At 60.7% G+C, this 18931-nt stretch carries 12 protein-coding genes; 7 read left to right on the top strand and 5 right to left on the bottom strand.

Annotation, left to right across the window (positions count from 1 at the left end; all coding sequences use genetic code 11):
- Positions 1–66 precede the first annotated feature (66 nt).
- Entirely contained in the window at positions 67–1392 is a 1326-nt protein-coding gene (locus tag QMK47_RS13880; RefSeq protein WP_253474324.1) for an ABC transporter substrate-binding protein, read from the top strand.
- Between the two features lie 57 nt (positions 1393–1449).
- Positions 1450–2244: an ABC transporter ATP-binding protein gene (locus QMK47_RS13885; protein WP_320390425.1), complete on the top strand. Its 795-nt coding sequence runs from the start codon at positions 1450–1452 to the stop codon at positions 2242–2244.
- Between the two features lie 165 nt (positions 2245–2409).
- Here QMK47_RS13885 and QMK47_RS13890 read toward each other — a convergent pair whose 3' ends face one another.
- The 5 genes from QMK47_RS13890 to QMK47_RS13910 form a co-directional block, all read right to left on the bottom strand.
- Entirely contained in the window at positions 2410–3513 is a 1104-nt protein-coding gene (locus tag QMK47_RS13890; RefSeq protein ID WP_253474330.1) for a sigma-54 interaction domain-containing protein, read from the bottom strand.
- A gap of 327 nt (positions 3514–3840) precedes the next feature.
- Complete coding sequence (locus QMK47_RS13895) at positions 3841–4872, bottom strand: HlyD family secretion protein (RefSeq protein WP_320390426.1); 1032 nt, start codon at positions 4870–4872, stop codon at positions 3841–3843.
- A 6-nt stretch (positions 4873–4878) separates the two neighbouring features.
- Positions 4879–6444: an MFS transporter gene (locus QMK47_RS13900; RefSeq protein WP_320390427.1), complete on the bottom strand. Its 1566-nt coding sequence runs from the start codon at positions 6442–6444 to the stop codon at positions 4879–4881.
- A complete protein-coding gene (locus tag QMK47_RS13905; RefSeq protein ID WP_320390428.1) occupies positions 6441–7889 on the bottom strand; it encodes an efflux transporter outer membrane subunit in 1449 nt (482 codons plus the stop codon). Before QMK47_RS13905 ends, QMK47_RS13900 begins: the two co-directional genes overlap by 4 nt.
- Before the next feature lie 351 nt (positions 7890–8240).
- Positions 8241–8612, bottom strand: coding sequence for a response regulator transcription factor (locus tag QMK47_RS13910; protein WP_320390429.1), 372 nt, complete (start codon positions 8610–8612; stop codon positions 8241–8243).
- 471 nt (positions 8613–9083) lie between these two features.
- Here QMK47_RS13910 and QMK47_RS13915 point away from each other — a divergent pair, with 471 nt between their 5' ends.
- The 5 genes from QMK47_RS13915 to QMK47_RS13935 all read left to right on the top strand — a co-directional run bounded on the left by QMK47_RS13915 (position 9084) and on the right by QMK47_RS13935 (position 18901).
- Positions 9084–14573 carry an AAA family ATPase gene (locus QMK47_RS13915; protein WP_320390528.1) on the top strand — a complete coding sequence of 1830 codons (5490 nt, stop codon included), beginning with the start codon at positions 9084–9086 and terminating at the stop codon, positions 14571–14573.
- 117 nt (positions 14574–14690) lie between these two features.
- A complete protein-coding gene (locus QMK47_RS13920; protein WP_258691091.1) occupies positions 14691–15269 on the top strand; it encodes a lecithin retinol acyltransferase family protein in 579 nt (192 codons plus the stop codon).
- Between the two features lie 95 nt (positions 15270–15364).
- A complete protein-coding gene (locus tag QMK47_RS13925) occupies positions 15365–16015 on the top strand; it encodes a response regulator transcription factor (RefSeq protein ID WP_018601909.1) in 651 nt (216 codons plus the stop codon).
- A 167-nt stretch (positions 16016–16182) separates the two neighbouring features.
- Positions 16183–17445 carry a serine hydrolase gene (locus tag QMK47_RS13930; protein ID WP_320390430.1) on the top strand — a complete coding sequence of 421 codons (1263 nt, stop codon included), beginning with the start codon at positions 16183–16185 and terminating at the stop codon, positions 17443–17445.
- A 118-nt stretch (positions 17446–17563) separates the two neighbouring features.
- Positions 17564–18901 (top strand): alginate export family protein, encoded by a 1338-nt coding sequence (locus QMK47_RS13935; protein WP_320390431.1) that lies wholly within the window; start codon positions 17564–17566, stop codon positions 18899–18901.
- Positions 18902–18931: the final 30 nt, after the last annotated feature.

Consider the following 18931-nt stretch of genomic DNA (forward strand, 5'->3'; position numbering starts at 1 on the left):
CGCACGGCGCGGGTTTGCGGTTCCATTTTGTTGGCTTACCTATGGCTTCATAACAAGGAAAATCCGATGTTCAAACGATCATTCGCCAGCAGCCTGGCACTGGCCCTGAGCCTCACCGCCGCGGCCTTCACCGTCCAGGCGGACAACGAACAATACTTCCCGCTGCAAAGCTATCGCGTCGGCCCTTATGCGGCCGGCGGCACCGGTTTTTTCGGCGGTTTCATCGACTACCTCAAGTACGTCAACGCCAATGGCGGCGTGAATGGCGTCAAGTTGACCTGGAGCGAGTGCGAGACCGAATACGTGGTCGAAAAAGGCGTCGAGTGCTACGAGCGCCTGAAGAAAGGTTTGAACGGCGCGCCAGCGGCGGCCACCAACCCACTGTCGGTGGGTATTGCCTACGCCACCCTGGAGCGTTCGACGGCCGACAAACTGCCGCTGATCACCATCAACCACGGTCGCACGGACTCCACCGACGGCAGCGTGTTTCCCTACGTCTTCCCGTTGCAGTTGAACCCGTATTCCGAAGTGTCGGCGATCATCAACTACATCGGCCAGAGGGCCGGGGGGCTGGACAAACTCAAGGGCCTGAAGATCGTCACCCTGTATCACGGCTCGCCCTACGGCAAGGAAACCAACGAGGTGCTGCAAACCCTGGCCGACAAGTACGGTTTTGCGCTGACCTTGCTGGAGGTGCCGCACCCGGGCAACGAGCAACAATCGCAATGGCTGAATATCCGTCGGGAAAAGCCTGATTGGGTGATCCTGCGCGGTTGGGGCGTGATGAACCCGGTGGCGCTGAAAACCGCACAGAAAGTCGGTTTCCCGGCCGACCACATCATCGGCAACATCTGGAGCAATTCCGAGGATGACGCTGCACCGGCCGGTGCCGCGGCCAAGGGCTTCATCGCCATCACCACGCACCCTTCGGGCACCGATTTCCCGGTGTTGCAGGGCATCAAGAAACAAGTGGTCGACGCCGGCCATGGCGACCTGGCCGATCCCAAGCGTTTCGGCACGGTGTATTACAACCTCGGCGTGGTCAACGGCATTCTCAACGTAGAAGCGCTGCGCATTGCCCAGCAGAAATTCGGCAAGCAACCCCTGACGGGTGAGCAGGTGCGTTGGGGCTTCGAGAACCTCAAGCTCGACGATGCACGACTCAAGGAACTGGGGGCGTTGGGCCTGGTGCAGCCGTTGCAGTTGTCGTGCTCGGACCATGAAGGCGGTGGTGCGGTGCGCTTCCAGCAATGGGACGGTACGCAGTGGAAGCTGATCAGTGACTGGGTACAGGCTGACCGCGCCTTGCTGCGACCGATCATCGAAGCGTCTTCGCACCAGTACGCCCGGGAAAAAGGCATTACCCCGCGTGATTGCAGCAAGCAATCCTGAGGCGTCACGGCGACCGGGCGTGCGTGTCCGGTCGCTACTTGAAAAAGGCGAAACAGCATGACGACGAACGTGCCGATCCTGCAGATCGACGATATTGAAGTCCTCTACGAACAGACCATCCTGGCCGTGCGCAGCGTGTCGCTGGAGGTCGCAAAAGGGCAGGTCGTGGTGTTGCTGGGCGCCAACGGCGCGGGTAAAAGCACCACCTTGAAAGCCGCCTCCAACCTGGTGCGTGCTGAACGGGGCGAAGTGGTGCGGGGGCGGATCGTCTACCAGGGACGGGAGGTGACCCACAGCGCCCCTCACACCTTGGCGGCGAACGGCTTGGTGCAAGTGCTCGAAGGGCGACATTGTTTTGCCCAGTTGACCGTGGAGGAAAACCTTCTGGCCGGCGCCCTGGCGCGCCAGGTGCCGCGGCGCCAGTTGCTGGCTGACCTGGAGTTGGTCTATGGCCATTTTCCGCGGCTGAAGCTGCGGCGCAAAAGCCTGGCCGGCTACACCTCGGGCGGCGAGCAACAGATGATCGCGATAGGCCGTGCACTGATGGCCAAGCCGCAACTGGTCTTGCTCGACGAACCGTCGATGGGCCTGGCGCCGCAGATCGTCGAGGAAATCTTCGAGATCGTGCGCCAACTCAATCAGTACGAAGGCGTCAGTTTCCTGATTGCCGAACAGAACATCAACGTCGCCCTGCGCTACGCCCACTATGGCTACGTGTTGGAAAGCGGTCGTGTGGTCAGCGAAGGCAGCGCCGAACAACTGGCGGCTCGCGGCGATCTGCAGGATTTCTACCTGGGAGCGCGAACGAGAGGCCAGGAAACGGCCGGGAACGAAGCACCGCGCTCCCCCTAATTGGGCCACTGTCTGGGTTCTGTAGGAGCTGGCGAAGCCTGCGATCTTTTGGTCTTTCGCTTGAGGCTCAAGTGTCTGGGGAAAGATCGCAGCCTCGCTCCGCTCGACAGCTCCTACCGTGTCCCCAGCGGGAGCAAGCACCCTCGCCACGGAGCCCTTTGGAACTCAGGTCGACAGGTTGATCACCCGGCCATCCCGGGTGTCCAGTGCCGGGCGGCGTCGATTGACCACCAGTTCGCCGATCCTGATCAACAACGTGCGGGTGACATTGCGGCTCAGGCCCAACAGGCTGGCGGTGTGGACCTGATTGCAGTTGGCGTAGCGGTAGGCGGTGCGCAGCAACTCGGCCTCGACCTTTTCATACAAGTCGCCATGCTCTTGCTCGAGCAGTTTCTCGAAGGCTTTCTGCAAAAGCGTCTCTGCGCTTTGAGGGGCCGACTCCTGCGAGTTGTCCTGGCGTTCGATACGGAAGTTCGACAGGTGCAGGTCCTGCACGCCGATCACGTTGTTGCGGCAAATCAACAGGGTGTGGTGGATGACATTTTCCAGCTCGCGGATGTTCCCCGGCCAGGAATAGTCGAGCAATTTGCGCTGTGCCTGGGCATCCAGCGTCACCTCGCCGTGCCCGAGCCTGCGGCTGTACTCGGCAATGAAGTGGCGGATCAGCGGCAGGATGTCACCGGGGCGTTCGCGCAGCGGCTTGAGCACCAGGCTGACCACGTTCAGACGGTAATAGAGGTCTTCACGAAAGTGCCCGGCATTGATGGCTTTTTCCAACTGTACGTTGGTGGCCGCCAACACGCGCACATTGATCTTGATGCTCTTGCGCGAACCCAGCCGGACCACCTCGCGCTCCTGTAGCACCCGAAGCAACTTGACCTGGATCGGCAACGGCAAATCACCGATTTCATCCAGAAACAGCGTGCCGCCGTCCGCTTCCTCGAACCATCCGGCCTTGGCTGTCAGTGCGCCGGTGAACGCGCCTTTCTCATGGCCGAACAGCTCGGCCTCCACCAGGGTTTCGGAAAACGCCCCGCAGTTGACCGCAACAAACGGTTTGTGGCGACGGGCGCTGAGGTTGTGTACGTGGCGCGCCACCAGTTCCTTGCCGGTCCCGGTCTGGCCGATGATCAGCACGCTGGCGTCACTGGGCGCGACTTGCTGCAAGTGAGCCAGCAAAGCGCGGGAGGTGGGGTCTTCGAAGACCTGGGCCGTGGCACGAATCGAGGTGGCCAGGCCAGGGGAGGGAGGAAGCGTTAGAAGCTGCATGACGGTGGCCCGTTAATGAGATTGCCGTGACTGAAAATGGGTAAATGCCAACGTTCTTGAGGCAGTACCACGAAGCCATTGGGCTTAAGGCTTAATCTAAATGATCTAAAAAACAGACAACAAATAACCTTTAGTTATTTGCTTAGGGCTTCACCTGCACATAGCGAGGGGATCTGTCCTACCGGGTTCTGTAGGAGCTGGCGAAGCCTGCGATCTTTTGATCTTTTGATCTTTCGCTTGCGATTCAAATGTCTGGGGAAAGATCGCAGCCTCGTTGCACTCGTCAGCTCCTACACAACCCAGCTCGTCACAAAAGCCCTGATGGATTTATTCACCAATACGGATATGCGGTGTGACGGACATCCCCACGCGCAGTTTCGCCGCCCCGGGCTGGTCGGGGTCGATGCGAATGCGCACGGGCAAGCGCTGGACGATCTTGGTGAAGTTGCCTGTGGCATTGTGCGGGGCAATGGTGGAGTAGCTGACGCCGCTGGCCGGCCCCAGGCTTTGCACCGTGCCTTCCAGTGCCTGGCCCGGCAAGGCATCCACTTCGATATCCACGGTTTGTCCGGTCTCTACGCGCGCCAGTTGCGTTTCGCGAAAGTTGGCGGTGATGTAGACGGCGTCCAGTGGCACGATTGCCAGCAAGGGTTTTCCGGCATTGACGAAAGCACCGACGCGTATCGATTTCTCCCCGACGGTGCCGCTGATCGGTGCGGTGATGCGGGTATAGGAAAGTTGCAGTTGCGCGATGGCTTGCGCCGCCTCGGCATGGGCGAGGGCCGCCTTGGCCTTTTCCAGATCGGCCTTGAGGATATCCACGTATTGCCGGGCAGCCTGCAACCCCGCCTGGCTCTTGTCCCGGCTGGCCAGTTGGACGCTCAATTGCGCTTCGGCCTGCTGCTGGGCCTGCACGGTGCCCGACCCGTCGGTGGCCAGGTTGCGATAACGGGCCTGATTGACGCTGGCCAGTTTGAGCGCCGCCTCGTCTGCGGTTACCACCGCTTGGGCCTGACGTATGGTGGTTTCCTGTTGGATCAAGTGCGCTTGCAGGCTGGCGATGCCGGCCCGGGCGCTGGCGACCTGGGCTTGCGCCGCGTTCACGGCAGCGACGAAATCGCGGTCGTCGATGGTTGCCAGCAGGTCGCCTTTGTTCACCGGTTGGTTGTCGTCGACCAATACTGTCTCAACTGTGCCCGACACTTGCGGCGCTACCGTGGTGAAGTCGGCGTGGACGTAGGCATCGTCCGTAGACTGTATCGATGCACTGGATTCAGGACGATTGAAATAGAACGCCGCGCCGATGGCCACTGCGAGCAGTGTGGCGCTGATGATCTGGGCTTTCTTCGGTAATGCCATGATGAGTCACCCGTGTGAGGAGGAAGGTGATGAGGCTGCGTGCATGACAGGGGCGGGGATGTAGGTCAGTCGCAACACCAGAGGAATCAACAGCAGCGCCAGCAGGCCCAACACGCGATAGGCATCGGCGATCGACAGCACCAGCGATTGCTGGCCGAGGAGACTCATCAGTTGCGTCGGCTCAGGCACAAACGCCAGGCTGTTACCGACCAGTGCTCCCTGGTCCAGCAACATTTCTCCATGGAAGCGACCGCGCACGGTGATGAGCTGGGTAACCGCCGCTGCACCGGCCAGCGATCCGAAGGCGCGCAACGTGTTGATCGTGCCGGACACATAAGGCCCTTCAGCAGGCTGCACCACGCTGGTGATCAGGAACAGCATCGAGACCACCGCCATCGGTTGTCCGAGGGCCTGCAGGGTCTGCGCCATGACGAACTGGTCGCGGTTCCATTCGCTGGTCAGTTGTGAGCCGGCCAGACACGCCAGCGCGATCAAGCACAACCCCAGGGCGAACACGACACGCGCATCGATCTTTTTCTGGTACAGCAGCAGCGCCACCACGGGCCCCAGGACCAGTTGCGGCAGCGCGACGATCAGGCCGACCGACGCCATCTGGAAGGGGCGATAGTCCTGCAGTGCGCCGAGATAGTTGGCCGGTAGCAGCGAGCTGGACATCAACACCACCAGCAGCGCGAAGAACAGGGTGCAGCCCAGTCCCAGGTTGCGACGCCCGAGGATCTGCAACTTGATAAACGGTGATGGGTGATACCACTCGGTCAACAAATAGACCGCCAGCAAGGCCAGGCCAACCAGCAGCGAAGACGTGATCAGCGGTGAATGAAACCAGTCCAGCCGCACGCCTTGGTCCAGTGCGACAGTGATCAAGCCGAACGCCGGCACACCGCAGGCCATGCCAAACCAATTGGCCTGCCGAAAACGTGGGACCTGAACGGGTTCCTTCGCCAGCCCCCAGGCGATCAGGCCTGCGGCGATGAGGGCGAGGGGAACGATCTGCCAGTACACCCAGCGCCAGTCCTGCACCCCATCCGTCCAGCGCCCGGCCAACCAGATGGACAGATTAGGCGCGAAGGTCGCGGTCATGGCATACAGCGCCAGGCCATACAGCCGTATGGGGGGCGGCAGGAATTTGAGCGCCGCCATCATCAGCAGCGGGATGGTGGTGCCGCTGGCAATGCCTTGCACAAAGCGCAAGGTCAGCAAAAGCTCCAGGTCGTGGATAAAAGGCAGGATCAAGGCGAGTAGCGTACAACTGCCGAGCATCCACAATTCCAATCGACGAACCGAGAGCGTGATGGCGAACCACGCCGAAAAGGGCATGGCAATCAACTCGCCGGCGCTGTACACGGTGGTGAGCCAGGAGCCGTCGTCGAAGCCCAAGCCCATCGCGCCTCGCACATCTGCCAGGGCCAATGCGCCGACCCGGGTATTCAACCCCGCCATCATGGCGGCGAGAAAAATGCCGACCAGGCCGACCATCGAGCGTTTCGAGGACGAGGCCTGAGGCCCTGCGCTGGCCGCGACGTGCGCTGGCGACAGTGCGACGCTGTTCATTGGGCAACCTCCGGATTCCAGCCGCCACCCAGGGACTTGTAGAGATTGACCACGGTCAGCGTGGCGTCGGTCGTGTTGGCATTGAGGCGGGTTTGGCTGGCAAGCAGGTTGGACTGGGCCGTCAGTACACTCAAATAGTCGGCGGCGCCTTGCTGATAACCTCGCTCGGCGGCATGCAGCGTCTGCTTGTTCTGTTCATAGGACACCAGCAGCTCATCGTGTTGACGCTGTTGGGCCCCCCAGGCATCCAGGGCGTTGTCCACTTCATGCCAGGCTCGCAAGACGGTCTGGCGATAAGCGAGTGCCGCGGTTTTTTGCCGTGACTCGTTCAGGGCCAGGCGTTGCATCAAGCGTCCGCCCTGGAAGATCGGCAGGTAAACCGTGGGGCCGATGGAGAAGAACCGGGAATCCCAACTGGCGAGATCGCCACTGTCGAAGGCTTGCACGCCGATTTGTCCTTTCAGGCCAATGCGCGGATAGAAATCAGCCTTGGCCACACCAATGGCAGCCGTGGCGGCATGCAGCTGGGCTTCGGCGCGCAGGATGTCGGGGCGCCTGTGGGCCAGTTCAGAGGGGACACCAACCGGGACCCCGGAGGGCAGGGCAGGCAAGGGCAGTGCCTTACCCAGCTGCCCATCGAGGGCACGGGGCTGCTCACCCATCAGCAAGGCCAGTGCGTTCATCTGGGCGTTGCGACGTTGGTCCAGTTCAGGAACCATGGCCTTGATCGTGGCCAACTGCGCCCGGGCGGAGGAGGTTTCGAAGCGTGTCCCGACGCCGTTACGCTCGCGGCTTTCAGCCAGGCCGAGGGTGCGCTCCGCGACCGTCAGGTTTTGTCGGGTGATGTCCAGTTGCGCCTGGGTTCCGCGCAATTGCAGGTAGGTGCGTGCCACTTCGGCGGCCAGGGCCACCTGTGCGGCTTCGCGATCATAAATCGTGGCTTCCAGCGTCGCGGCAGCGCCTTCGCGGCCCCGTTGTGCACGGCCCCACAGATCGATCTCCCAACTGGCATCGAAGCCCAGTTGCCAGAAATTGTTGGGCCCGGTCGGAGCACCCAGGGCTGCGAACTTGCCATGTTCGCTGAGGGTTTCCCGGGTGTAGCTGGCATTGGCGCCCACGTTGGGAAGTAATTGCGACGCGGCGATGCCCAGTTGGGCGCGGCTTTGCTCGATGCGTTCGGCGGCCATCTGCAGATCAAGGTTGCCCGCCAGTGCGCGCGATTGCAGCCCGGTGAGCACGGCGTCATTGAACAGTGTCCACCACTGGGACGGCACCGCGGCAGTGGACGTCGGGATGACGCTTGCGTGCTCTTGTCGGGGTGACAGTTGCACAGCATCAAGCCCGCTCTCAGGTTTCACGAAGTCTGGGCCTACCGTACAGGCGGTCTGGAAAATCGCGCCGATGAGCGTCAAAATGTGTCGAGGTATTCCGAAGAAAGCCGACATAGCCAGTTCCCCGTAAGGTTGCTGCGTCGCTCGACGAGCGCACGCCTGGGGTCAATGAATCAGCGATTGGCTCGCTGTGAATTCATGGTATTGGGGGACGTTTCCTGGCGCACTTCTACATCGGTTCAGCGAAACCATACGTCAGTGGCGGGGGATCTATACGAAGGTGTGGGGTCGGTGGCGTGATGGAAGCATCGTGGCGAGGTGCTGCTCCCGTTCGACGGCTGTAGGAGCTGGCGAAGCCTGCGATCTTTTGATCTTTCGCTTGAGATTCAAGTGTCGGGGGAAAGATCGCAGCCTCGTTGCACTCGACAGCTCCTACACAGCTCCTACACAGCTCCTACACAGCTCCTACTGGCGCAGGGCAGTGTTGATACAGGCCAGCAGTTTGTCGGCATCACAGGGTTTAGGCAGGCAGGCGATCAGCCTTGGTATGTGCGCCCCAAGGTCCGGGTAAGCGGTAATGAAGATGGTAGGGATCTGGAAGCCCATGGCGTCGAGCTGTTCATGCAGTTCCAGGCCACTCATCCCCGGCATCTGGATATCGGAAATCAGGCAGTGGGTAGCCGCCAGGGCGTTTGCGTCGAGGAAGTCCATGGCGCTGCAATAGGTTCGCACGTCATAACCGCTGGACCGTAACAGGCTTTTGAGGGCGGCCCGAACGGATTCGTCATCATCGACAACGGCAATCGTCGTCGTATTGCGCATCGGGGTGTCATGCATATCGGGTCGCTCGCACAAGCGCCTGTCGTCGTTACAAGATACGCGGTCTCCTGGGGCGCAAAAGTATACCTAGGTATAGCGCGCTAAGACCAAAGGGTTGGCGTTGGATACAACGGTTTGTCCCAGGGCTGCTTCCACTGTACGCAGGTACAACTGACCTGGGCTGACGGCTCACCTAGACTGGCACGCATCGTTCCCCCGGGGTTCAACACCAAACCCCTATGGCGCGTTAATTCGCTGTTCCTCTATGAAATCACTTGAAGGGCTTTCATGAGGGGTTAATCTAGAGATCGGCAACACGACCCGTTCTGGATCCCGACAGAGCCCATCCTCATCGGGCGGCCAGCGCAGCCACGGACGTCGCCCCAGCGCGACGATATCGGCCATGCGACGTGACACTGGATGCCAGCCCGACGGCAACGTGCGACGGATAACTCACTACAAATTGCTCGCGTGCCGATGGAAAACCACATGCAGATTTTATGGGACGATGGTGAACGTGTCTTCTGCCGGGAACTGCGTCCGGGTGTCGAGGGCGATTGCAGCGTACTGGTTGCGCGGCCCGCTGCCGAACAACCGCGTCCCGGCTGTCTTGGCCGTCTGGCCCACGAGTTTGGCCTGAAAGACGAACTCGATGGCACCTGGTCGGTGCGACCGTTGGAGATGGTGCGCGAAGGCGCCCAGACGCAGCTGGTGCTTGAGGATCCAGGCGGCACGCCACTCGTGCAATTGCTGATTGCGCCCATGGAGACGGCCACGTTCTTGCGTCTGGCGGTGAGCATCGCCGTGGCCCTGGACAAGCTCCACCAGCGCGGTCTCGTCCATAAAGACATCAAGCCCAGTCATATTCTGGTGAACTGCTTCGACGGACAGGCCAGGCTCACCGGGTTCGGCCTCGCCTCACGGCTGCCACGGGAGCGGCAGGCGCCCGAGACCCTCGCGGGGACGCTCGCCTATATGGCACCCGAGCAGACCGGCAGGATGAATCGCTCGATCGATTCACGCAGTGATCTCTATTCCTTCGGCGTCACGCTGTACCAGATGCTGACCGGCTCGCTGCCGTTCACGGCATCCGACCCGATCGAGTGGGTGCACTACCATATCGCCAAGAAACCCTTGCCACCTCGCGAGCGGGTTGGAACCATCCCCGAGGTGCTGTCCGACATTGTCATGAAGCTGCTCGCCAAGACGGCCGAGGAGCGTTATCAGACCGCCGCGAGTGTGGAATATGATCTGCGGCGCTGCCTCGCCGACTGGCAGCAACAGCACCACATCAATGCCTTTGCGTTGGGCGAGCATGGCCCGTCCGATCGGTTGTTGATTCCCGAGAAACTTTATGGTCGCGAGCATGAGGTCGACACCCTGGTCGAAGCGTTCTCACGGGTCGTTGCAAGCAGTGCGCCGGAGCTCGTCCTGGTCACCGGCTATTCCGGTATCGGCAAATCCTCGGTGGTCAATGAGTTGCACAAGGTGCTGGTTCCGCCGAGGGGACTGTTCGCCAGCGGCAAGTTCGATCAGTACCGCCGCGACATCCCCTATGCGACGCTGGTGCAGGCCTTCCAGAGCCTGGTGCGCACCCTGCTTGGCAAGAGCGACACGGAACTGGCGAGTTGGCGTGACGCGCTGCAGGAGGCGCTGGATGTCAATGCGCGGCTCATGACCGACCTCATTCCCGAGTTGAAGCTCATCATCGGTGAACCACCACCGGTTTCGGCACTTGATCCACAGCAGGAGCAACGTCGCTTCCTGCTGGTGTTCCGGCGTTTTATCGGTGTGTTCGCCCACGAAGATCATCCGCTGGCGCTGTTTCTCGACGATTTGCAGTGGCTCGATGCGGCCACGCTCGATTTGCTGGAGGATCTGTTGACCAGCGCTGATGTGCGACACCTGTTGCTGGTGGGCGCTTACCGCAGCAACGAGGTGGATGTCACCCACCCGCTGACAGGCAAGCTCCAGACCATTCGGAACGCGGGAGGCAACGTCGTCGAGATCATGCTGGCGCCGCTCGCCAAGGTGCACATCGAGCAGTTAATCGTCGAGGCGCTGCATGACGAGCGGGCCCGCATCGAGCCCCTGGCGCAGTTGGTGCTGGACAAAACCGCCGGCAATCCGTTCTTCGTGATTCAGTTCCTGCAAACGCTCGCCGACGGGCAACTGCTGGCCTTCGATCATGACGCCCGGCAGTGGTGGTGGGACCCGGACCGCATTCATACCGAGGGCTACACCGACAATGTCGTGGACCTGATGGTCGGCAAGCTGGTGCGCCTGCCGGGCGAGACGCAGCAGGCGCTACAGCAGCTGGCTTGCCTGGGTAACGTCGCCGGGATCGAGGCGCTTTCGACCGTGCTGGGCATTCCCGGGACGCAGGTCCGCGGGGTGCTCTGGGAGGCGATTCGCCTGGAACTGGTCGAGCGGCTGGACGACGCTTATGGTTTTGTCCACGACCGTATTCATGAAGCCGCTTATTCGCTGATCCCCCAGGAATCGCGCGCCGAGACGCACCTGCGAATCGGACGATTGCTCGCCGCGCAGACATCCGCGCAAGGGCAGGAAGAGGCGATTTTTGAAATCGTCGGCCAGCTCAATCGCGGCACCGTGTTGATCACCGACCCGGCTGAGCGGGAGCAGTTGGCTGCGTTCAACCTGATTGCCGGCCAACGCGCCAAGGCGTCGACGGCTTATGCGTCGGCGCTCAACTATTTCACCACCGGGACGCAGTTGTTGGGCGAGGACTGCTGGGCGCGTCGCCATGGGCTGATTTTCGCGCTGGAGTTGAATTGCGCCGAATGCGAGCTCCTGACCGGGCAGCTGTCTGCCGCCGACGAGCGTCTCACGGCGTTGTCGGATCACGCCATGACCGTGATCGAGCGGGCCAATGTCGCGTGCCTGCTAATGGATGTCTACTTGCTCCTGGATCGCAGTGACGGTGCGGTTGCGGTCTGCCTGGCCTACCTGCGGCATGTGGGGATCGAGTGGTCGGCTCATCCGAGCGACGATGACGTGCGCAGCGAGTACGACCGCATCGCAGCGTTACTGGGGGACCGGGCAATCGAGGACCTTATCGACTTGCCGTTGATGGAGGATGCGACGTCCCTGGTGACCGTCAATGCGTTGGGGAAACTCTTCGCGCCGGCCCTGCAGAGTGAAGCGAACCTGGCGGACCTGTTGATCTGCAAAGCGGTCAATCTGAGCCTTGAGCATGGCAACTGCGATGCTTCATGTTTGCTCTACGCCAATTTATTCAGGGTCGCCGGTCGCCGGTTCGGTGATTACCAAGTGGGCTTCCGATTCGGTCAGCTTGGCTGCGAGCTCGTTGAAAAACGTGGTTTGGCTCGATTCGAGGCGAGCACCTATCTTTGCTTCTCGTGCTTTGCCGTACGCTGGATGAAGCCTGTGGAGCAATGCCGCGACCTGTTGCGTCGTTCGTTTACGGCGGCGAATCGAATCGGCGATCTACCGTATGGGGCCTACGCGGGCAACAACCTCACTGCCGATCTGCTCTTCGCCGGCGAGCTGTTGTCCGATATACAAGGCGAAGCCGAGCGGGGTCTTGTTTACGCCAGGAAAGTACGCTTCGGGTTGGTGACTGATTTCATCATCACGCAACTGGCGCTGATCCGGATGCTCCGAGGCTCGACGCTAACCTTTGGTCGCCTGGACGACGGCGAGCTAATCGAGCCAGGCTTCGAAACCCACTTGACCAGCAACCCGGATCTGGTACTGGCTGAGTGTTTGTACTGGGTCCGAAAATTACAGGCTCGCTACATGGCCGACGATGCTGAGGCGGCATTGGAGGCCGCTGCAAAGGCGCAGCGTTTACTCTGGGTTTGCCAGTCGTTCTTCGAGGAAGCCGAGTTTCATTTCTATGGCGCCCTGGCCCGGGCCGCTCGCTGCGATAGCCTCCCTGTAGACGAGCATGGGCAGCACTTGCTGGCGATAGTTGCCGATCAGCAGTGGCTCCAGACCTGGGCGCAGCAGTGTCCGGAAAATTTCGCCAGCCGCGCCGCGCTGGTGGATGCCGAAATCGCCCGTGTTGAAGGGCGCGTGATCGACGCCGAGTTGCTTTACGAGCAGGCTATTGATTGCGCGCAAGAGAGTGGCTTCGTGCACATCGAGGCGCTTGCCAATGAACTCGCGTCGCGCTTCTACGCGGCGCGGGGCTTCGGGAAAATTGCTCGGGTCTATTTGCAGGATGCCCGTTACGGTTACCAGTGTTGGGGTGCCGATGGCAAGGTGCGGCAACTGGAGAACAAGTACCCATCGTTGAGGGCCGAAGCGCCTGAACTCGGCCCGACGACAACGATGGCGACACCGGTCGAACACCTTGACCTTGCCACTGTACTCAAGGTCTCCCAAGCCGTATCGGGCGAAATCGTCCTGGAAAAGCTGATCGATATGATCCTGTGCACGGCCATCGAACAGGCCGGCGCCGAACGCGGGCTGTTGATCCTGTCCGATGGCGGCGAGCACCGTGTCGCGGCGCAAGTGACTACTGGCGGCAAAACAACGCAGTTACGCGATGAGCGGGTGAGTGCGGCGCTGTTGCCCGAGTCGATTCTCTATCATGTGCTGCGCACCCGAGAGAGCGTTTTCCTTGACGATGCCGTGGCCGAGGCGCCGTTCGCCGCAGACCCCTATATCCGGCAGCAGCGGGCCCGTTCGATTCTCTGCCTGCCGTTGATGAACCAGGCCAAGCTCGTCGGCGCGCTCTATCTCGAAAACAATCTGGCGGCCCGTGTGTTCAGTCCGACCCGGATCGCCGTGTTGAAGCTGGTGGCTTCACAGGCTGCCATCTCGCTGGAAAATGCTCGCTTGTACCGTGAGGTCGCGGAACGCGAAGCGAAGATCCGGCGCCTCGTGGACGCCAACATCATTGGGATCCTCGTGTGGAACGCCGACGGCGAGATCATCGAAGCCAACGATGCGTTCCTTCGTATGCTGGGATACGAACGAGCGGACCTTGCCTCGGGCCATCTGCGCTGGACAGACCTGACGGTCCCTGAGTTTCGAGAACTCAGCGAACGCAGGTTGGCTCACGCTTTGCTGACCGGGCATGCTCGACCCTACGAGAAAGAATATTTGCGCAAGGATGGCAGCCGACTGCCGGTCATCGTCGGCCTGGCGATGTTCGAAGCCGGCAGCAGGGAAGGGGTCGCCTTTGTGCTGGACCTGACCGAGCGCAGGCAGGCGGAGGAAAAGATCCGCGAAAGCGAGCGGCGCTATCGCGAAGTACAGACCGAGCTGGCCCATGCCAACCGTGTCGCGACCATGGGGCAGTTGGTGGCTTCGATCGCCCATGAGGTCAACCAACCAATTGCCGCGGCCATCCTCAACGCCAATGCCGCATTGCGCTGGTTGAACGTGCAACCGCCGGAGATCGGGGAGGTCCGGCAGGTGCTGGACCGCCTCATCTTCGATGCCAACCGAGCGGCGGACGTGCTGGGTCGCATCCGTGGACATATCCGCAAGGCACCACCGCAAAAGGGACCGGTAGACATCAACGCGGCGATCAGCGAGATGATCGACTTCACCCGTGGCCAGATCAGCAAGAGTGGCGCCTCGATACAGACGCAGCTCATGGACGGTTTGCCCGCCATCGAAGGTGACCGTGTAGAGCTGCAACAGGTGTTGCTCAACCTGATCATGAATGCGCTCGAGGCCATGAGCGGTGTCAGCGAAGGCAAGCGGCAGTTGCTGATCTGCACGGTGCGCGATGATGCCGGGTGCATCGTGGTGAGTGTCAGTGACACCGGGCCGGGGTTCGCCTCGGACAGTACCGACCTGGTCTTCACTTCCTTCTACACCACCAAGCCTACGGGCTTGGGGTTGGGGTTATCGATCTGTCGTTCGATCATCGAATCCCATGGCGGCAGTTTGAGGGCAAGCGTCAACCCACCCCGCGGTGCCACTGTTCAATTCACGCTGCCCATCGCAGTCTTGAGCTCAACGACAGCGTCTTGATTAATACTTAGGTTTAAGACCTGTATATCAACCGCTCATTGAAATCAGTCCCATGTACAAATGAAACTCCGCAACCCCGGCGATACAGTGTTTTCAAGGGTTGCGGAGTCTCTTCTCATGAATAATCTAACTGCCCATGCCGTGGATGAGTTTTCATCACTGCGTTCCGTTGTGCTTATTTTCCTGGCACTGATGACAACGAATGTTTGCTATCGCTTGAGTGCGCCCACGTCCCTGGGTCAACTGCCGAAGGACATGTCGGATGTCTCATTGAAACCGGTCAACATCGAGCAAGCCCTGGGCAGCGTGCCCATAGGCGCCCACCTGGTCAGCCCTCGCCGGTTCTACCTGCATCACGGCATATACCTTGGCGGCGCAGAAGTTGCCCATTACTCGGGGTTCAGCGGTTCCCTCAAGTCGGGGCCTATCGAAGTGACCGATCTTGAGCATTTCGCCAAAGGCAAGCCCGTGTGGATAGTTGACGAGCACTGTGAATATTGCGCCGAAGAAGTGGCCCATCGGGCGCGTTCGCGACTAGGCGAAGACCAATACAGGGTCTTATCCAATAACTGCGAGCACTTTTGCAGTTGGTGCACCACCGGGGAAAGTTACAGCAGCCAGATCAATGCATACTTGCATCGGCCTCGTCATCTTTTTGCACTGATATCAGCGCTGCATCCCCAGCTCATTGCATAGCGCCTACATCACGGTTCGGGCCATTGCTACCGTACTTTCCGGGCCGAGGCGCTGTGCTACAATTTTTTTCCGCCCACTCCCCAAGAGGATCGTGCATGAACGGCAATTCCCCATCCAATGACCCGAGCAGCAAGGATTCAATTGTGTTCGTGGTGGATGACGATGCCTCAATGCGCGATGCATTAAGCAACCTCTTGCGCTCGGTCGGCATACGCGTCGAGACGTTCGCCTCCACGGCGGACTTTCTCCAACAACCCAAGACCGAAGGTGCCAGTTGCCTGGTGCTCGATGTACGGCTTCAAGGTAGCAGCGGCCTGGACTTTCAACGTCAGTTGGCGGGGTCGAACGTCACTATCCCCATCATTTTCATCACCGGCCATGGCGACATCGAAATGTCGGTCAAGGCAATGAAAGCCGGTGCCGTGGATTTCCTGGCCAAACCCTTTCGTGAACAGGATTTGTTGGACGCGGTGTCAGCCGCACTCCAGGCCGACGTCAAGCGCCGGGCCGTCGAGGGTCAGCTTGCGGACCTGCATGCCCGCTACGAAACGCTGACGGCCCGTGAAAAAGAGGTGATGACGTTCGCAGCCAAAGGCCTGATGAACAAACAGATTGCCGGGCAGATGAACCTGAGCGAAATCACCGTGAAAATCCACCGCGGCCACGCGATGAAAAAAATGCACGCCAAATCCTTCGCTGACCTGGTGCGGATGGCGGAGTCATTAGGTGCCGGGCAGGGCCACTGAACAGAGCGACAGGCCTGCATGAACGCCAGTTCCTGGACTTGCGACGCCGCGCAGGCGGCGACGGCTAGCTAATTGCTGATAAAAAGATTTATTGACTAAAGAATTACATCGAGTAATTATTTCCCTGCATCTGCTTTCACGCAGAGTCATTTTGCAGGGGCAACCCGATGAATCAGAACACCGTGCCTTCACTGGCCAGTCTTTACGTCGAGACTCACGAATCGCCATTTGACGCACGCCTGGCGCCTTCGCTCATGCAAGGCTTTCCCGCCGAACCCCACCGCCGCGTCACCTGGCACAACTGGATGAGCCCACCGTTCAGCCAATGGGGTTTCCGCAACCTGGCGCGCTTGCGTCCTTCCATCGACGTGCAGGCCGGCAGCGGGCCGGTCAGCGCGTTCAAGCAGGCGCTCCAGCCGCTGGATGAGCTGCACTTCGACAGCGAGTGTGGCTTGAGCATCAGCGTGATCGATCACCTGGTCGCCAGCCAGACCGATGCTTTCCTGGTCCTGCAGGGCGACACCGTCCTGTTTGAGCGCTACTTCAACGGCCAGTGTCCCGAGGACCGACACATCATGTTTTCGGTGACCAAGTCGCTGATCGGTGCCTTGGGCGAGCAACTGGTCTGCGAAGGCCTGCTGGACCCTACGTTGACCGCCACCCATTACGTACCGGAACTGGCGGGCAGCGCGTTCGGCGATGCGACCGTGCGCCAGTTGTTCGACATGGCGGTGGCCGTCGATTACAGCGAGGTCTATGAGGATCCGGATTCAGAGAGTTCCCAATACGGTTACGCCTGTGGTTTCCAGCCGGCGCCAGCGCAGTACGCGACCTTCGAATCCCTGTATCAGTACTTGCCCTCACTGAGGAAACGCGGCAGTCACGGCGGCTTTTTCCATTACGTGACGGCCACCACCGAGGCGTTGGCCTGGGTCATGGAGCGGGCGTCTGGCAAGGCTTGTCACCAGTTGCTGCAAGAGGTCTGGAGCCAGTTGGGTTGTGAGCGTGACGGCTACTTCCTGGCCGATCCCTGGGGCCGCAGCGTCGCCGGTGCCGGTTTCAGTGCGACCTTGCGTGACATGGCGCGCTTCGGTCGCCTGCTGGCCAACGATGGCCGCCAGGGTGGGACACAACTGCTCTCGGCCGAGGCCCTCGCCGGCATCGCCGCAGGGGCCGACCCGGCGATCTATGCCGCATGCGCCGATTTCTCGAGCTGGACCCCAGGCGCGTCCTACCGCAGCCAATGGTATGTCTTCAACGACCACAGCCAGGCGCTCATGGCCGGTGGCATCCATGGTCAATACCTGTTCATCGACAAACCGTCCGGCGTGGTGATCGTCAAGCAGTCGTCCCTGGGCGAGGCTGTCAGCCCATTCGACGGCGACAGCGTGCGCATGTTGCGCGCCATCGCGGCACACCTGACGCCCTGACTTCACCCGATAAACACAACAATTTTGCGTTCCGCTCACCTGGCCCCACCAGGTGTTGGCGCGGGTTTGCGCCGCCATTTACTGCCCTGTAACAACAATAATCACACAGGAGCTCCATATGGTTTCCATGATGCGTTTGTCCCGAACGTTCCTCGTGCTCGGGTTACCCTTGACCGCCCAGGTTGCCTGGGCGGGCTACACCTTCGAGGAGGGCAACCTCAAGGGCGAAGTCAACTTAACGGCCGGTGGCGCAGCCCTGTCCACCCGCAACGTCAATTTTGGCGGCGGCGTGGTGGACATGCGCAGCGGCAAGAATGGCGGCACGAAAATCGACTGGCAGGAGTTCTACGTCAAGCCGGGCATCAAGTTGGAATACGCCGTGCAGCCGGATTTCAGCCTGTTGGCTGGCGGCTCCCTGGTGGGCGCGACCACCTTCGGTGATGGCGATGCCGGTGGCTTCACCCGTAGCTCCGACGGCAAGGTGTCGACCGAAGAGTTCTATGGCGGTTTCCGGGCCGGGGAGTGGACGGTCACGGGCGGTCGCCAGAACTACATGATCGGCAACGGTTTCATCGTGATGGATGGCAACCTCGACCAGTTGAACGACGGCGCCTACTGGCTCGCCCCACGCACCGCCTTCAAGGATTCGGCGGTGATCGCCTGGGACCATGGCGCGTTGAAGGTCCAGGGCTTCAGCCTGGGCACCGACAGCGACCTGGGTGATTTCCGCATGAGTGGCGTGAACCTGGACTACAACCTCGACGACCAGGTGACGCTGGGCGCCACCGCGTTGAAGGTCAAGGCCATGGGGCCCAAGGGCAGCACGTTGCCGCGCCGCCGCGATGGCATGCTGGTGTACAACGTCAGGGCGTTGAACGCCAAGCTGCCGGGCATCGCGGACCTGACCCTCAATGCCGAATACGCCCTGGAGCGAGGCAGCGGCGAAGGCGTGGATTACGACGCCAAGGCCTGGTACGGCCAGGCGGATTACACCTTCGGCACGCTGCCGTTGACCCCGGTGATCGGCTACCGCTACGCGAGCTTTTCCGGCGACGACAACCTCACGGACAACCGACAGAAAGCCTGGGATCCGTTGAGCAAGGGCTTCGTCGACTGGAGCACCTGGCTGATCGGTGATGTCGTCGGCAACTACCTGCTGTTCAACAGCAACGAAAACGTCCAGCAGTTCTCACTCAAGACCCACCTCAACGAAACCCTTACGCTCGGTGCGATCCACTACCAGTTCTGGCTCGACGAAAAAAACTACATGGGCACCGCCGTCAGCGACAAACGGTTTGCCGACGAGAGTGTAGTCTTCCTGGATTGGGCGCCTTCGAAGTCGCTGTCCACCTCGCTGTCCTATAACTGGGTCAAGCCGATGGCAGCGGCCAAGCAAATCTTCGGCGACGACCGGAAATTCAGCGCGCTGGAACTCTACTTCACCTACCGCTATTAAGTGCCGCGAGCCTTCGCGGCCGCGCTGGAG

This window comes from Pseudomonas sp. P9_35 (assembly GCF_034008205.1).
Taxonomy (GTDB): domain Bacteria; phylum Pseudomonadota; class Gammaproteobacteria; order Pseudomonadales; family Pseudomonadaceae; genus Aquipseudomonas; species Aquipseudomonas kilonensis.

Coding starts and splice junctions, on each gene's coding strand:
- QMK47_RS13880 (WP_253474324.1), top strand. CDS start 67: ATGTTCAAACGATCATTCGCCAGCAGCCTGGCACTGGCCCTGAGCCTC.
- QMK47_RS13885 (WP_320390425.1), top strand. CDS start 1,450: ATGACGACGAACGTGCCGATCCTGCAGATCGACGATATTGAAGTCCTC.
- QMK47_RS13890 (WP_253474330.1), bottom strand. CDS start 3,513: ATGCAGCTTCTAACGCTTCCTCCCTCCCCTGGCCTGGCCACCTCGATT.
- QMK47_RS13895 (WP_320390426.1), bottom strand. CDS start 4,872: ATGGCATTACCGAAGAAAGCCCAGATCATCAGCGCCACACTGCTCGCA.
- QMK47_RS13900 (WP_320390427.1), bottom strand. CDS start 6,444: ATGAACAGCGTCGCACTGTCGCCAGCGCACGTCGCGGCCAGCGCAGGG.
- QMK47_RS13905 (WP_320390428.1), bottom strand. CDS start 7,889: ATGTCGGCTTTCTTCGGAATACCTCGACACATTTTGACGCTCATCGGC.
- QMK47_RS13910 (WP_320390429.1), bottom strand. CDS start 8,612: ATGCATGACACCCCGATGCGCAATACGACGACGATTGCCGTTGTCGAT.
- QMK47_RS13915 (WP_320390528.1), top strand. CDS start 9,084: ATGCAGATTTTATGGGACGATGGTGAACGTGTCTTCTGCCGGGAACTG.
- QMK47_RS13920 (WP_258691091.1), top strand. CDS start 14,691: ATGAATAATCTAACTGCCCATGCCGTGGATGAGTTTTCATCACTGCGT.
- QMK47_RS13925 (WP_018601909.1), top strand. CDS start 15,365: ATGAACGGCAATTCCCCATCCAATGACCCGAGCAGCAAGGATTCAATT.
- QMK47_RS13930 (WP_320390430.1), top strand. CDS start 16,183: ATGAATCAGAACACCGTGCCTTCACTGGCCAGTCTTTACGTCGAGACT.
- QMK47_RS13935 (WP_320390431.1), top strand. CDS start 17,564: ATGGTTTCCATGATGCGTTTGTCCCGAACGTTCCTCGTGCTCGGGTTA.